This window comes from Rahnella sp. 2050, from assembly GCF_040544515.1.
In the GTDB taxonomy this organism is placed as follows: Bacteria; Pseudomonadota; Gammaproteobacteria; order Enterobacterales; family Enterobacteriaceae; genus Rahnella; species Rahnella aceris.
This window is the reverse complement of the sequence record NZ_JBEPKE010000001.1, coordinates 278649-292581: the sequence shown is the minus strand read 5'-3', so window position 1 is coordinate 292581 and position 13933 is coordinate 278649. Positions and strand designations below refer to the sequence as shown.

The 13933-nt window shown below is 54.0% G+C and carries 12 protein-coding genes; 8 read left to right on the top strand and 4 right to left on the bottom strand.

Translation table 11 applies throughout. From position 1 onward, the window contains the following. Positions 1 to 26: 26 nt before the first annotated feature. From ABIC79_RS01225 to ABIC79_RS01215, 3 genes are all read right to left on the bottom strand, one after another. The gene (locus ABIC79_RS01225) at positions 27 to 467 is read right to left on the bottom strand and encodes a DUF2569 domain-containing protein (RefSeq protein ID WP_013575432.1); all 441 of its coding nucleotides are present in this window, start codon (positions 465 to 467) and stop codon (positions 27 to 29) included. Between the two features lie 159 nt (positions 468 to 626). Next, positions 627 to 1994 carry an anaerobic C4-dicarboxylate transporter DcuC gene (gene dcuC / locus ABIC79_RS01220; protein WP_013575433.1) on the bottom strand — a complete coding sequence of 456 codons (1368 nt, stop codon included), beginning with the start codon at positions 1992 to 1994 and terminating at the stop codon, positions 627 to 629. 316 nt (positions 1995 to 2310) lie between these two features. Further along, positions 2311 to 3519: an FAD-dependent oxidoreductase gene (locus ABIC79_RS01215; protein ID WP_354566479.1), complete on the bottom strand. Its 1209-nt coding sequence runs from the start codon at positions 3517 to 3519 to the stop codon at positions 2311 to 2313. Positions 3520 to 3826: 307 nt separating this feature from the next. Here ABIC79_RS01215 and ABIC79_RS01210 point away from each other — a divergent pair, with 307 nt between their 5' ends. From ABIC79_RS01210 to ABIC79_RS01185, 6 genes are all read left to right on the top strand, one after another. Beyond that, on the top strand, positions 3827 to 4540 hold the full coding sequence (locus ABIC79_RS01210; RefSeq protein ID WP_013575435.1) for a FadR/GntR family transcriptional regulator: 714 nt from the start codon (positions 3827 to 3829) through the stop codon (positions 4538 to 4540). After that, positions 4527 to 5705, top strand: coding sequence for an aminotransferase class I/II-fold pyridoxal phosphate-dependent enzyme (locus tag ABIC79_RS01205; RefSeq protein WP_013575436.1), 1179 nt, complete (start codon positions 4527 to 4529; stop codon positions 5703 to 5705). Before ABIC79_RS01210 ends, ABIC79_RS01205 begins: the two co-directional genes overlap by 14 nt. A gap of 60 nt (positions 5706 to 5765) precedes the next feature. Beyond that, on the top strand, positions 5766 to 7046 hold the full coding sequence (locus tag ABIC79_RS01200) for an ABC transporter substrate-binding protein (protein ID WP_354566478.1): 1281 nt from the start codon (positions 5766 to 5768) through the stop codon (positions 7044 to 7046). Positions 7047 to 7109: 63 nt separating this feature from the next. Further along, positions 7110 to 8033 carry a carbohydrate ABC transporter permease gene (locus ABIC79_RS01195; RefSeq protein WP_013575438.1) on the top strand — a complete coding sequence of 308 codons (924 nt, stop codon included), beginning with the start codon at positions 7110 to 7112 and terminating at the stop codon, positions 8031 to 8033. 10 nt (positions 8034 to 8043) lie between these two features. Next, positions 8044 to 8886, top strand: a complete 843-nt coding sequence (locus tag ABIC79_RS01190; RefSeq protein WP_013575439.1) for a carbohydrate ABC transporter permease — start codon at positions 8044 to 8046, stop codon at positions 8884 to 8886. A gap of 4 nt (positions 8887 to 8890) precedes the next feature. Further along, positions 8891 to 9985 carry an ABC transporter ATP-binding protein gene (locus ABIC79_RS01185; RefSeq protein ID WP_013575440.1) on the top strand — a complete coding sequence of 365 codons (1095 nt, stop codon included), beginning with the start codon at positions 8891 to 8893 and terminating at the stop codon, positions 9983 to 9985. A gap of 46 nt (positions 9986 to 10031) precedes the next feature. Here ABIC79_RS01185 and ABIC79_RS01180 read toward each other — a convergent pair whose 3' ends face one another. Next, a complete protein-coding gene (locus ABIC79_RS01180; RefSeq protein WP_013575441.1) occupies positions 10032 to 11324 on the bottom strand; it encodes an MFS transporter in 1293 nt (430 codons plus the stop codon). A gap of 140 nt (positions 11325 to 11464) precedes the next feature. Between ABIC79_RS01180 and ABIC79_RS01175 the strand changes: the two genes are divergently transcribed. Then, positions 11465 to 12364, top strand: coding sequence for a LysR family transcriptional regulator (locus tag ABIC79_RS01175; RefSeq protein ID WP_013575442.1), 900 nt, complete (start codon positions 11465 to 11467; stop codon positions 12362 to 12364). A 167-nt stretch (positions 12365 to 12531) separates the two neighbouring features. Further along, entirely contained in the window at positions 12532 to 13755 is a 1224-nt protein-coding gene (gene mlc, locus ABIC79_RS01170) for a sugar metabolism global transcriptional regulator Mlc (protein WP_013575443.1), read from the top strand. Positions 13756 to 13933: the final 178 nt, after the last annotated feature.

The following is a 13933-nucleotide window of genomic DNA, read 5'->3' as shown; positions in this document are numbered from 1 at the left end:
CATAATAAACATTAAAAACCTCAGGGTTATTCCGTGAAGGTTTCTTTTACCCGCAGTGAGCGCTTGAAATAAGGCACAAAGACGGCGGCGGCCAATAAAGGTAACAATAAGTTACGCACGGCCAAATCATCGGTAACCGGTGAGAATGCAAAGGCTTTTACCGCCAGAAGTACTGTGCACAATAACCAGATAATATACATTTTGGGTAACACGCTGGCGCGCTTACAGAATTGCAGCAATACCGCGACGGTAAATAACCCCATCGCTAACGTGGTCACCACCGAGAAATACCATTGCAGGGTAAATGCCTGGGAGTTGGTGATGAGATATTCGCGCGATTCCGGCATAAATAACGCCATTGAAAACAGAAACAGCATTAATACCACGCTCAGCAGCGTCACAATCAGATACGCCATCGGGGCCAGTAGCCACCCGCCAATACGTTTATAACCCGGATTATTCAACATAAAAGCTTTTCTCACGCTGGTTTTGCTATCAAATCAGCACAGGGAAACTTCCCCGACCTTCAAGGCGCAGTAGCTTAACCTGTGAGAGGCATTCTCGTTATCGTATTTATGTGATCAATGATCCCCTTCGCTCAGGAAGGGGATTTAAATAGAAAGGCTTTAATGCACCGGCACCAGAATTTCGGTGGCGACAATTACCACAATCAGGCCAACCAGCACGGGAACGGACGTGCGTTTGACGACTTCGAAAGGCGATATTTTTGCCATACCGGCCACGGCCACTATGACGCCCGAAACAGGGGAAATAGTGCGACCCAGGTTGGATGCCTGCAACATCGGGATGACCAGATATTCCGGGTTGATGCCCATTTTCGCGGCCAGTTTCGGGATAAGTTCGACGAAGGCGTAAAACGAAGCATTACCGGAGCCGGTGGTCATGGCGGCGAGCACGGTGATGACTACCAGCACCAGCATCATGACGATGCTGCCGGAGCCAAAGTTTTGCGCCAGTCCTATCAGGCTGCTGATGAACCCGACGGTGCTCAGCCCCTGAGCAAACACGCCCGCCGCGACCAGCAGCATCACCACGTTGGCGAATGCATCCGCCATGCCGCGATAAGCCACGTCCAGTCCGGCGAATACCGCTTTGCCGTTACGGTTACGCACGGTTTCAATCAGGGCGGTCAGTAACATACAAATCACCAGAATGGTGATGATATGCAGATTGGGTCCCCATTTACCGTCAAAAATCAGCACACCGATAATCGGCGTGAAAGGCAAAATAGCGTAGAAAGCCGGAGCATTGGTTTCAATGACATCGTCAGCATTGGAATCGACAGCATCTGCCAGCACGGAGGTATCGCGTTTATCCAGATAGCGTTGCCAGAAGAAGTGCGCGACCGCCATCGCCGCGATGGCAGCAATCGAAATCGGCAGGGTGACTTTAAAGGCAAAATCCACCAGCGGCATATTCGCCGCCTGCGCCGCCAGCACCACATCACCTGAGGTAGGGGAAAGAATGATCGCCGCAGGAGACGCACAAATCGCCGCCGCCGCGCCCCGGCTGATGCCGACGTTAACCATAATCGGGAACAACGTTGCCATCAGTAACACGCCCAGACCGGTCGCCGAAGACACGGCCAGGGACATCAGACACGCCAGAATATACGCCGCAACCATCAGAATGTACGGTGAATTGATCATCTGTAACGGGCGCGACGCCAGTTTGACGACCACATCGTTGGCACCAATATGGGTCATATAGGCTGCGAAACCGCACAGCATCATGATCATCATCCCCAGATCGCCACCGCGGCTCATCAGCAGAATTTTGACGTACTCAACGATATCTGTCGCATTCCAGCCGGTACTTTTGGTGCCTTCCGGCAGGATGCTGTGACCCATGATGGCGCTGATAATCAGCAATAATAAGCCGCCGACCATCAGAACGCCGGTGGGTGAATAGCCTTTAATGATATAGCGGCCGACAAAGACGGCGACTACCAGCCCGATCAGTAATTCCAGCATTATTGTGTTCCCCGAGATTAAATTTGGATCCAAGTGAAAGGCGGGCACTTTGCCGAAATAGTTCACCGGGCGTTATGACGCTTATCAATTATGGGTGATGAAAAAGCGGGGAATATTTAAATTTGTGATGCCTGTTCAGAAGAGGATTCGGTACGGCTCCTCCCCCTGCGAAGGGGGAGGCGGGAGGGGGTTTTACGGGCTTACACCGCGTTTGAGCAAACTTCAACTTATTAATTTCGCTTTAATACCCCACCCCAACCCTCCCCTTCGCAGGGGAGGGAGTTGACCGTGCACATCAATACGTTTGCCTGAAAAATCAAAGCTTCGGGATTTCCCGATAAAATCCCACGCCGATGAGGCGTCCAAACAGGAAAGGTATAAATTTCCGCCCGCGCAGCCACGCTTCCAGCCGTGAAGGGGCACGCTTCCTTTGTTTCTGTCCTGCTTTACTGATCATGATCTGTAATGCCTGCGTCGCCCACGTCGGGAACGCGCGGCGGCGCTGGATACGTTTTAAGTGTCGCAGCGTCAGGCGTCCGGCCTTCAGCGGTTCAGTGATGATATTCGCTGTCGCCACCGCATCCTGAATCGCCAGATTCACGCCGACGCCGCCAATCGGTGACATTGCATGTGCCGCGTCGCCGATGCACAACAGACCCGGTTTAGCCCATTCTTTGAGACGGTCGATGCGGATCACCAGCAAGCGTACGTTTTCCCAGCTGAGAATATCGTCGGCTAAGCGCTGGCGCTCTAACGGCGACACTTCCGCCAGCAGGTCGAGAAAAGGCGCGATGCCCTGTGCTTTGAGCGCATCCAGGCTGTCTTTCGGGATCGAATACCCACACTGCCAGTAATCACCCCGGTCGATCATGATGAAGTTTTTCTTTGGCCCGCGATGCCCCATCGACCACTGAGGATCATCCGGACGTTTGGGAATTTTCAGCCATAACACGTCACGTGGCGCGCCATAACGGCGGATTTCCATCCCGGCCTGTTCGCGCACGATGGAATTACGCCCGTCGCAACCGACGACCAGATCCGCATCAAAATGCTGCGTTTCGCCATTCACTTCAGCAAGAACGCCGGATACCTGGCATTTATCCTCCAGCAATGACAGGACCTGCGCGTTATGAATCAGCCGGAAATTGGGCAGTTGCGCAGCCTTGCTGGCGATGAAGTTGAGAAAATCCCACTGCGGCATAAAAGCGATAAATTTGCACTGCGTCGGCAGATGACTGAAATCCGCCAGCGTGGTTTCCTGGCCGTTGATCTCGCCAAAAAGCTTTTCAGCGCGCTGATGCGGCAGGGCGAGGAATTCGTCGAGAAAACCCAGTTGCCAGATGATGTCCAGTGTAGACGGATGAATGGTATCGCCGCGAAAATCGCGTAAAAAGTCGCTGTGCTTTTCCAGCACGGTGACGTCAATTCCCTTTCGCGCCAGAAGATATCCCAGCATTAATCCTGCGGGGCCACCGCCGACGATGCAGCAGGACGCTGCTGCGGAGGATTCAGTGTTCGGTGTCATTCCAACCTGCCTGACGGGATGAATTTACATGATAACAATTATCATTTGCACACGTGGGCGTCAATTCATCCCGTGCTACATCACAGAACATTTCCTGCACAGCGTCGTAACAAAACTCCATGTTTTTGCACCACCGCGATCTTGTCGCTGCTTTCCCGTTTGGGATGAAATTTACTCATTGTGTCTGTAAATCATTCGCTTAACGGTTGTTTTTAAAACTGGCAGATAAATTGCAAAGTGGTCCACAGGTTGAGTTGTTGGGCCAATTATGGCCGATGTTTGCACAAGCCAAAGTGCGGAGAAGCCAATGAACGGCGACATAAATTTATTGCATCCGATTGCGCCACAACAAAGCGACACGCTGGTGCTCGATGCGCTGACCCGCTATGTGGCGCAGTCCGGCACCCGTATCGGCGAGAAATTGCCGCCTGAGCGCGTGCTGGCCGAAGGGCTGGCGGTGAGCCGTAACACCGTACGCGAGGCGCTGAAACGCTGGGAAGCGCTGGGGATTATCGTGCGCAAAAAAGGCAGCGGCACGTTTTTGCAGTCTGAAATTACCGCCAACGACAGCTTTCTGTCCCTGCGCTTTAAGAATGACTCAGCCACCATGCTTCATGCACTGGAAGTGCGCCGGATCATTGAATGCGAGGCTTCCGCGCTGGCGGCGGTACGTGCGACGGAAAGCGATTTGCTGTTTATCGAACAGAAGCTGGATGTGATGGAAAAAGTCCATCTGAGCGTCGGTTCCGCCGGGGCAGAAGACTGGCAGTTTCACGCGGCAATCTACAGCGCGGCGCACAATCCGCTGCTGCTGCAAATGGTCGGCGGCATTTATGACCTGCTGCATGCCTTTTTTGAATCGCCGCCTGAGCAGGCGCTGTTCAGCGACTCTTTTCCGCTGCATCGCATGTTATTTGAAGCCATTGCGCGCCGTGAACCGGAAAACGCGCGCAGGCTAAGCAACGACATTCTGAACATAACTGAACGTGACATGAAGGAAGTGATCAATGCAGCAAGATGATAAGAGCCAGCCTGTTGAGTTAGGGGAAAACACCCGTTTAGTGCACGACGCCCGCCACGATCGCGGAGCGATTTCGCCGCCCATCTATCAGTCTTCGTTATTCAGTTTCACTGATTATGACAGCATGATTGCCCGTTTTCGCGGCGACAGCGACCATGCTTTGTATTCCCGCGTTGATAACCCGACCGTCGTCGAATTGCAGAAAAAAGTGGCGCAACTCGAAGGCGGCGAAGCTTGTCTGGCGTTCGGCAGCGGCATGGCGGCGATCAGTAACGCCATTCTCAGCGTGGCCGGTCCCGGCGATAAAGTGGTGTGCGTGAATCACGTCTACCCGGACACCTACCGTTTCCTGCGCGGTTTCTGCACCCGTTTTCAGATTGAATCACAGTTTGTCGATGGCGGTTCACTGCCCGCGCTGGAAGAGGCGATGCAGGGCGCGAAACTGCTGTATCTCGAAAGCCCGAACAGTTGGGTGATGGGCGAACAAAATCTGCGGGCCATCGCGGAACTGGCGAAAAAATACGGCGTAATAACGATGATCGACAATAGCTGGGCGTCGCCGATTTTCCAGAAGCCACTGGCTGCGGGCATCGATCTGGTCATTCATTCCGCGTCGAAATACATCAGCGGGCACAGCGACGTGGTCGCCGGGCTGGTGATTTCCAGCCAGGAACGCATCAGCGCCATCAGTCGTTATATCAGCCCGTTTTTAGGCGGCAAACTTTCTGCCAATGAAGCCTGGCTGCTGCTGCGCGGCCTGCGCACGCTGCCGCTGCGTATGCGCCAGCATCACGAAAGTGCGCTGGAACTGGCGCGCCGGTTGCAGGGCTATTCGCGCATCACGCAGGTGAATCATCCGGGACTTGACCCGTTGCCGACTTCCACGCTGACCGGCTACAGCGGTTTGTTCTCCTTTGAGCTGAGCGAAGGCATCGATATTCCGACGTTCTGTAACGCGCTGAACCTGTTCCGTATGGGGGTCAGTTGGGGCGGTTTCGAAAGTCTGGTGATGCCAGCCATTTCTGTGCTGAATCAGGCGGGCGAATTCAACTCGGCAATAGATTTCGGTGTGTCGCCCCGCGTGATCCGCATTTCTATCGGGCTGGAAGAGACCGAAGATTTATGGCGTGACCTGAAAAACGCCATCGAAAGCGCCTGTTCCTGAGGCCTTTGTTCAAAGACCGTTCCTGTGTTCCGACTTTTTTCACCGTGGAGAATCAAGATTATGCGACACCCGAAACGTCATGTGCTCAGCCTGCTGGCGCTCAGCGTCAGCCTGTTTTCCTGCGCCAGTTTTGCCGCCACCAAACTGACGCTGGTGGAAGTGATCACCAGCCCGGCGCGTACTGAAATGCTGCAAAAAATGTTAACCGCTTACAAAACGCAGCACCCTGATGTCGAGATCGACGTGGTGTCGCTGCCGTGGGGACAGGCGTTTGAAAAGCTTGGCACCATGATCCAGAGCGGACAATACCCGGATGTGGTGGAAATGCCGGACACCTGGCAAGGGCTGTATGCCAGTAACGGCATGCTGGCTGATCTCGAACCGCGGCTGAAAGGCTGGTCGGGCACGCCGGATCTGACTGACAAAACGCTGACCATGGCGCGTTCTTCCGGCGGCACCGCCACCATGATCCCGTACGGTTTTTATCTGCGGGCCATGTTCTGGAACAAAAAACTCTTCCAGCAGGCGGGTCTGACCGAGGCGCCGAAAACCATGGACGAGTTTATGGCGGATGCGAAGAAAATCAGCGCGCTGGGTAACGGCATCAGCGGTTATTGCATGCGCGGCGGCGTCGGCGGTACGAATGCCTGGATGATGTTTATGGCGGCGATGAACGGCTCGCCGGACTTCTTCGACAAAGAGGGCAACAGCACGCTGACCAAACCTGGTGCGATTAAAGGTGCGCAATTCCTGGTGGATATGTACCAGAAGGGTTATGCGCCAAAAGACAGCGTCAACTGGGGCTTTAACGAAATCGTCTCCGGATTCTATTCCGGTAAATGCGCAATGCTCGATCAGGATCCGGACGCGCTGATCGCCATCAAAAACAGCATGAATCCTGACGATTTCTCGGTCGCGCCAATGCCGCTCGGGCCGAACGGCAAAGCCTATCCGACCATCGGTTATACCGGCTGGTCGATGTTCAAACAGGGCAAACATCAGGATCAAAGCTGGGATCTGATTTCCTTCCTCAGTAACAAAGAAAACAACCTCACCTGGTCGAAATTTGTCGGCACCTTACCGATTTATAAGGGCGCAGAGCAGGATGCGTATTACCACGCGCCGCAGTTTGCAGGCTGGTTTGCCGAGCTGAATAGCCCGGATTACATCCCGCTGACTATGCCAACGCACCTCAAAGGCTGGGGCTATTTCAACTCGGTGATTGTGAAAGACAGTTCGCAGGAAGCGCTGCTCGGCCAGAACGACACCGAAAGCATGGTGAAAGACTGGGCGAAATACCTGACCAAAGAACAGAAAGCCTGGCTGGCTGCGCAAAAGTAAACCGGATAACTCCGGCGCGAATCTGCTGCCGGAGTTCGATATTCTTCTCAACGGAGACGCGTCATGATGTTGGAAGTTTCACCGCCAGACACCGCTGCCGTGCCGCGCTTCCCGCGTTTGCGGGCGCTGCTGGAACCCTGGGTTTATCTCAGCCCGACGCTGGTGCTGATCGGCCTGTTTATCTTTGTTCCGATGGCCATCGGTATTTCCTATGCTTTTCAGAACATCCAGTTGCTTAACCCTTTCGATACCGGCTGGGTCGGGCTGGATAACTTCCGCACCATGTTTGATGACCGGCATTTCTATGCTGCGCTGCGCCATACCTTCAACTGGACACTGACTTCACTGGTGTTGCAGTTCGCGCTGGGGCTGGGGTTAGCCTTATTGCTCAACCGTGAGTTTCCCGGCCGCCGCTGGGTGCAGGCGCTGGTGTTTCTGCCGTGGGCGGTTCCGGCGTTTCTCTCCGGCCTGACCTGGGCGTGGTTGCTCAATCCGGTGATTGGCGTACTGCCTTACTGGCTGGCTGATCTGCATATCATTTCCGAGCCGTACAATATTCTGTCTGATCCGCAACTGGCGCTGTACGGCCCGGTGGTGGCCAACGTCTGGTTCGGCATTCCGTTTTTCGCCATAACGTTGCTGGCGGCGTTGCAGTCGATTCCGAAAGATTTGTACGAAGCGGCGGCAATGGACGGGGCGACCGGCTGGCAGCAGTTTCGCAAAGTTACACTGCCGTTTCTGGCACCGATGATTGCCATCACGGTGATGCTGCGCACCATCTGGATTGCGAATTTCGCCGACCTGATTGTGGTGATGACTGACGGCGGCCCGGCGAATTCCACCTCGATTCTGTCGAGTTTCATCTTCACCACTGCGTACCGCAAACTCGACTTTGGTTATGCGTCGGCGATGGCGGTGTTCCTGCTGGTGCTGATGACGCTTTACGCGCTGGTTTTACTGCGCATCCGCCATCAGTTGCTGAAATAAGGAGGCTCATATGAACGCATTGTCATTCAACGCGTGGCTGCGCAAGGGCGGACACCGGCTGGGGATTTTGTTTTACCTGGTGTTCGCGCTGTTCCCGATTTACTGGCTGATCAAAATCTCAATCACACCGGACAAACTGCTCTACAGCGAAGGCGTGCGGATGTGGCCGGGTGAGATGACGCTGACACATTTTCAGCGGGTGTTTACGGAAAGCCAGTTTCCACTGTATTTCTTCAACAGTCTGATTGTGTCATTCGGCACGGCATTTCTGACCACGATCATTGCTGCCGGTGCAGGCTTTGCATTTTCCCGTTTCAGTTTTCGCGGCAAAACGGTGATGGCCGCGTTGCTGCTGTTTACGCAGATGTTCCCGCTGGTGATGATCCTCGCGCCAATTTACAAAGTAATGGCACCGCTCGGCCTGACCAACAGCCTGCTGGGGCTGGTGCTGATTTACACCGCCTTTAACGTCCCTTTTGCCACGTTCCTGATGCAGTCGTTTTTCGACAGCATTCCGAAGGATCTGGAAGAGTCCGCGATGCTGGAAGGGTGCAGCCGCTTTATGGCGCTGCGCAAAGTCATCATCCCGCTGACGTTACCGGGCATGGCGGCAACGTTAGGTTTCGTGTTTACCGCCGCGTGGAGCGAATTGTTGTTCTCGCTGATGCTCATCAACAAAAACGAGGTGATGACGTTCCCGGTTGGCTTACTCAGTTTTGTGTCGAAATTCGCGGTTTCATGGGGCGACATGATGGCGGCGGCCGTGCTGGCGCTCATTCCTGCCTGTCTGTTCTTTGCGTTCATTCAGCGTTACCTGGTTCAGGGGCTGACTGCGGGTGCGGTTAAAGGATAATTTTATGGCTCAGATTACGATTTCCGATCTTCAAAAACGTTACGAAAATGTCGAAGTGTTGCGACATATCAACCTGACCATTAAAGACGGCGAGTTTGTGGTGCTGGTCGGGCCGTCCGGTTGCGGTAAATCGACCCTGCTGCGCACCATCGCCGGGCTGGAACTGGCGACGGCGGGGGACATTCATATTGGTTCGCGTCTGATGAATCAGGTGGCGCCGAAAGACCGTGACATTTCAATGGTATTCCAGAGTTATGCGTTGTATCCGCACATGACCGTGGCGCGCAACATGGGCTTCAGCCTCGAAGTGCAAAAACGCCCGAAAGCGGAGATTGAGGCTGCGGTAAATAAAGCTGCCGATATCCTCGGACTGACCGCGCTGCTGCATCGCCGCCCGAAAGAGCTTTCCGGCGGGCAGCGTCAGCGGGTGGCAATGGGCAGGGCGATCGTGCGCGAACCGCAGGTGTTTTTGTTCGATGAACCGCTTTCCAACCTGGATGCGCAGTTACGCGGGCAGATGAGGATTGAAATCAAAAGCCTGCATCAGAGAATGAAAAACACCATTGTTTATGTGACGCACGATCAGGTCGAAGCCATGACGCTCGCCGACCGTATCGTGGTGCTTAATCATGGCCTGATCCAGCAGGTCGGCACGCCGCTGGAACTGTACGACACACCGGCCAATAAATTCGTTGCCAGCTTTATCGGGTCGCCTTCAATGAATTTCATCAACGGCACACTGGAACTGGGTGATTCTGCACCGCAGTTACGGATTACGCCGGAATTAACGTTGCCGGTGGATCCTTCAATCATGAATCTGCAAAGTGGTTCAGAGGTGATTTATGGCGTCCGCCCTGAAGCCATTGTGCTGTGCGAAGAGGGTGCGCCGGGCGCCGTGCCGCTGGACATCACGCTGATTGAACCGACCGGTCTGAGCGAACTGATCCACGGTAAATTTGGCCGTGAAAGCCTGAGTGTTTACAGCATGGTGAGATCGGGTGCCGCGCCGGGGGATCGCGTGTGGGTACAGATTGATACTGCACGAATGCAGTTGTTTGAGGGAGATAGCCAGCGGCGGATGGGGAAATTAGGGGAGTAGATTTTGGGTTTGCTCCTCCCCCTGCGAAGGGTGAGGAGCAAACAAGTTAAACCGCTTTCGCCTCAGATAAGCTCATCAGCTTAAAGCCGACACCGACACCGGCAATCAGCATCAAACTGATAAACCCGGTAATCCCGTACCAGCCAAATGAGTGCCAGAAGAATCCGCCTGATGTCCCGGCGACGCTCGACCCTGCGTAATAACTGAAAAGGTATAACGAGGAAGCCTGTCCTTTTGCGCGGCGTGCACGACGCCCGATCCAGCCGCTGGCGACGGAGTGGGCGGCGAAGAACCCGCCGGTAACCAGGATCATACCGATGAAAATCAGCCAGACCGGCGAGAAGGCGGTGATCAAAATCCCCAGCAGCATGAGCGCTGTTGCGCCGATCAGCACCGGGCCGCGGCCATAAACACCGGTCAGCGCACCGGCTTTCGGCGAGCTGTAGGTACCCATCAGATAGACCACAGAGATAATGCCGACAATCGCCTGGCTCAGATTGTAGGGCGATGAAAGCAGACGGTAACCGATGTAGTTAAACATGGTCACGAAACTCCCCATCAGCAGGAAACCTTCGGCGAAAAGTAGCGGCAAGCCGCTGTCGCGCCAGTGCAGCTTGAAGTTAATCAGCAGCTTGCGTGGTTTCAGCGAGCTTGCCCGGAAATGTTTTGACGGCGGCAGAATGCGCCAGAACATAATTGCCGCCGCGAAAGCGAAGAAACCAACGACGGCAACGGCGATACGCCAGGAGAAGAAATCCGTCAGCACGCCGCTGACTAAACGTCCGCTCATGCCGCCGATAGAATTTCCGCTGATGTATAAGCCCATCGAGAAAGCGACCACGCTCGGGTGGATTTCCTCACTGAGATAAGTCATGGCGACTGCCGCCACGCCGCTCAGCGACAGGCCGATCAGCGCACGCATGATGAGAATGCCATCCCAGCTTTGCATAAAGGAACAGACCAGCGTGCAGCCCGCAGCGAGAAATAACGCCACCACCATTACTGATTTACGCCCGACGGCATCAGAAACTGGCCCGGTGAACAGCAGGCCAATCGCCATTAAACCGGTGGACAACGACAACGACAGGCTGCTGGTGGCCGGTGAAACGCCGAAATCATGCGACAACACCGGCAGAATTGGCTGGACGCAATACAGCAGGGCAAACGTCGCCAGACCCGCTGAAAACAGCGCAAGGGTGACGCGGATAAATTGCGGCGTACCACGTTTGATAAAAGGAGTTTTAAGTCCGGAGCGGGCGACGGGGGTTTCAGGATTTAACTCGTCGTCGTTAACTGAATCACTGGCTGGTGCAGCGGAAATCCGCCGGGAGGTTTTCACTGGAAGTCCTTAATACGGGGGCTGTAAAACTTAATTTTAAAATGTATAAGAATTTTAACGCTGCGAGGTTTATTGTCTAATATATTAATCAGTCAAAAACGATATGTTTAAAGTATCAATCGGGCGAATTAATCCACATCATGAACCACATCGAACTGCGTCATTTACGTTATTTCATCGCTGTTGCCGAGGAACTGCATTTTGGCCGGGCAGCGGAACGTCTGCACATGTCCCAGCCGCCGCTGAGCCAGCAAATTCAGGCGCTGGAAACCCATCTCGGCGCCGCGCTGTTTTACCGCAACAACCGCAGCGTGCGGCTGACGCAGGCGGGACAGGCGTTTCTGCCGGAAGCCCGGCAGATTTTGCAGCGTGTCGGTGAGGCGTCCGCTCAGGCGGCACGCATTCATCGCGGCGAGTCTGGCAATCTGACCCTCGGGCTGACCTCTTCGGCACCGTTTTTACGTCGTGTTTCCCGCACCTTGCACCGTTTTCGTCTGACCTATCCGGATGTCAATATTCGCATTGAGCAGCTCAACAGCAAACAGCAGATCGAACCGTTACTGGAGGGAAAACTGGATCTGGGCATTATGCGTAATGGCGAGTTACCGGAGGAGCTGGAACACCATCTTGTGCTGTCCGAGCCGCTGATTGCTGTGGTGCACAAAGACCATCCGCTGAATGCGCTTAAAGAGGGTGAACTGACTTTTCAGCACCTTGCCGATCAGCCTTTTGTGTTTTTCTCCAAAGATGTCGGCACGTCGCTTTACGACGATATACTCGGCCAGCTCAAAGTGCAGGGGATCACGCCGTATATCACTCAGGAAGTCGGCGAACCGCTGACCATTATCGGCCTGGTCGCGGCCGGTCTCGGGGTGTCAATTCTGCCCGCTTCTTATCTGCGTATTCAGGTTGAAGGGGTGAGGTATTTGCGATTTGGCACGCTACAGGGCACGACAGCGCTTTGGCTGGTGAATCACGCACGGCGTCCTGCGACTGCCGCAGCCCGGGCATTTATGGATTTGTTGTTACACGAAGAATAAGGAGGCGAAGTCAGAAGATGCTGTATTTCCAGTCAATTCTGAGCGTGTTTTCGCGCAATTTGTGCACCAAATCACATAACGAATCAAATAGTTGACGACATATAACAAAAACTCCAACATAGCCCTAATCTTTATTTTGAAGCGCGAAAATAACAGGAGTTCCTTGAGTGATCCCCGACGGGCAACCAGGACATATAGATCAGATAAAACAAACCAATGTCGGTGCTGTGTACCGCCTGATAGATCAGTTTGGTCCTATTTCGCGCATTGAATTGTCAAAAAAAGCACAACTGGCTCCTGCCAGTATCACCAAGATAGTTCGTGAGTTAATCCAGGCGCATCTGGTGCTGGAAACTGAATTTCAGGATCCCGGTAGCCGCGGGCGTCCGGCCATTGGTTTAGCGCTCGATACGCAGGCCTGGCATTATCTTTCAGCACGTATCAGCCTCGGTTCCATTACCCTGGGTCTGCGTGATCTCAGCAGTAAACTGGTGGTAGAAGAAGTCCTCCCGCTGCCGGAACAGGCGTCGCAACCTCTGCTTAAACGTATTATTTCGGAAATCGATCAGTTTTTTATCCGTCATCAGCGCAAACTCGAACGTCTCACCGCCATCGCCATTACCTTACCGGGCATGATCGACGCACGGCGTGGCATTGTGCACCGCATGCCGTTTTATCATGACGTGTTTGATATGCCGCTGGGCGACACGCTGTCTGAGCACACCGGTTTGCCGGTGTATGTGCAGCACGATATCGGTGCCTGGACGCTGGCCGAGTTGCTATACGGTGCCTCCCGGGGCTGTAAAAATGTGGTACAGGTGGTGATTGATCACAACGTCGGAGCCGGGGTGATCACGGGCGGGCGCGTGTTGCACGCGGGCAGCAGCAGTGTGGCGGAAATCGGCCATACGCAGGTCGATCCTTACGGCAAGCGCTGTTATTGCGGCAATCACGGTTGCCTTGAAACTGTCGCCAGCACTGACAGCATTCTTGATCTGGTTCGTCAGCGGTTAACGGTCCCGGTTCCGGCCAGCTTACTGCATGGTGTGTCGCTGACTATCGAGGCCGTGTGTGATGCAGCAAACCGTGGCGATCAGCTAGCGCGTGATGTGATCATCAGCGTCGGACAAAGCGTTGGACGCATTCTGGCGATCATGGTTAATCTGTTTAATCCGGAGAAAGTGCTGATCGGCTCACCGCTGAATTTATCTCAGGATATTCTCCATCCCGCGATAATGTCCTGTATTCAGCAGCAATCGCTTCCCGCCTATAGCGAAAATATCAAACTTGAATCGACACAATTCTATAATCAGGGAACGATGCCCGGCGCGGCGTTAGTGAAAGATGCGTTATATAGCGGATCCCTGTTAATTAAATTACTGCAAGGCTAATATCCTGCAAAATTGAAGTTACTTCTGCATTGGCTGCATTTGTTCGCCCGAATCCTTGATCTTCGTCAGCGCATCGGGACTTTCTTCCTTGCCGCCCTGTCATAATTCCCATTAATTGGGATATATCATTAACCTGTGTTGGTAAATAAAAAAATATAAGCCCTCGGCATTAACTGCA

Excerpts from the sequence above, each read along its gene's own strand:
- ABIC79_RS01215 (WP_354566479.1), bottom strand. The coding sequence starts at position 3,519 with ATGACACCGAACACTGAATCCTCCGCAGCAGCGTCCTGCTGCATCGTC.
- ABIC79_RS01200 (WP_354566478.1), top strand. The coding sequence starts at position 5,766 with ATGCGACACCCGAAACGTCATGTGCTCAGCCTGCTGGCGCTCAGCGTC.
- ABIC79_RS01195 (WP_013575438.1), top strand. The coding sequence starts at position 7,110 with ATGATGTTGGAAGTTTCACCGCCAGACACCGCTGCCGTGCCGCGCTTC.
- ABIC79_RS01175 (WP_013575442.1), top strand. The coding sequence starts at position 11,465 with ATGAACCACATCGAACTGCGTCATTTACGTTATTTCATCGCTGTTGCC.
- ABIC79_RS01190 (WP_013575439.1), top strand. The coding sequence starts at position 8,044 with ATGAACGCATTGTCATTCAACGCGTGGCTGCGCAAGGGCGGACACCGG.
- ABIC79_RS01205 (WP_013575436.1), top strand. The coding sequence starts at position 4,527 with ATGCAGCAAGATGATAAGAGCCAGCCTGTTGAGTTAGGGGAAAACACC.
- ABIC79_RS01225 (WP_013575432.1), bottom strand. The coding sequence starts at position 467 with ATGTTGAATAATCCGGGTTATAAACGTATTGGCGGGTGGCTACTGGCC.
- ABIC79_RS01210 (WP_013575435.1), top strand. The coding sequence starts at position 3,827 with ATGAACGGCGACATAAATTTATTGCATCCGATTGCGCCACAACAAAGC.
- dcuC (WP_013575433.1), bottom strand. The coding sequence starts at position 1,994 with ATGCTGGAATTACTGATCGGGCTGGTAGTCGCCGTCTTTGTCGGCCGC.
- ABIC79_RS01185 (WP_013575440.1), top strand. The coding sequence starts at position 8,891 with ATGGCTCAGATTACGATTTCCGATCTTCAAAAACGTTACGAAAATGTC.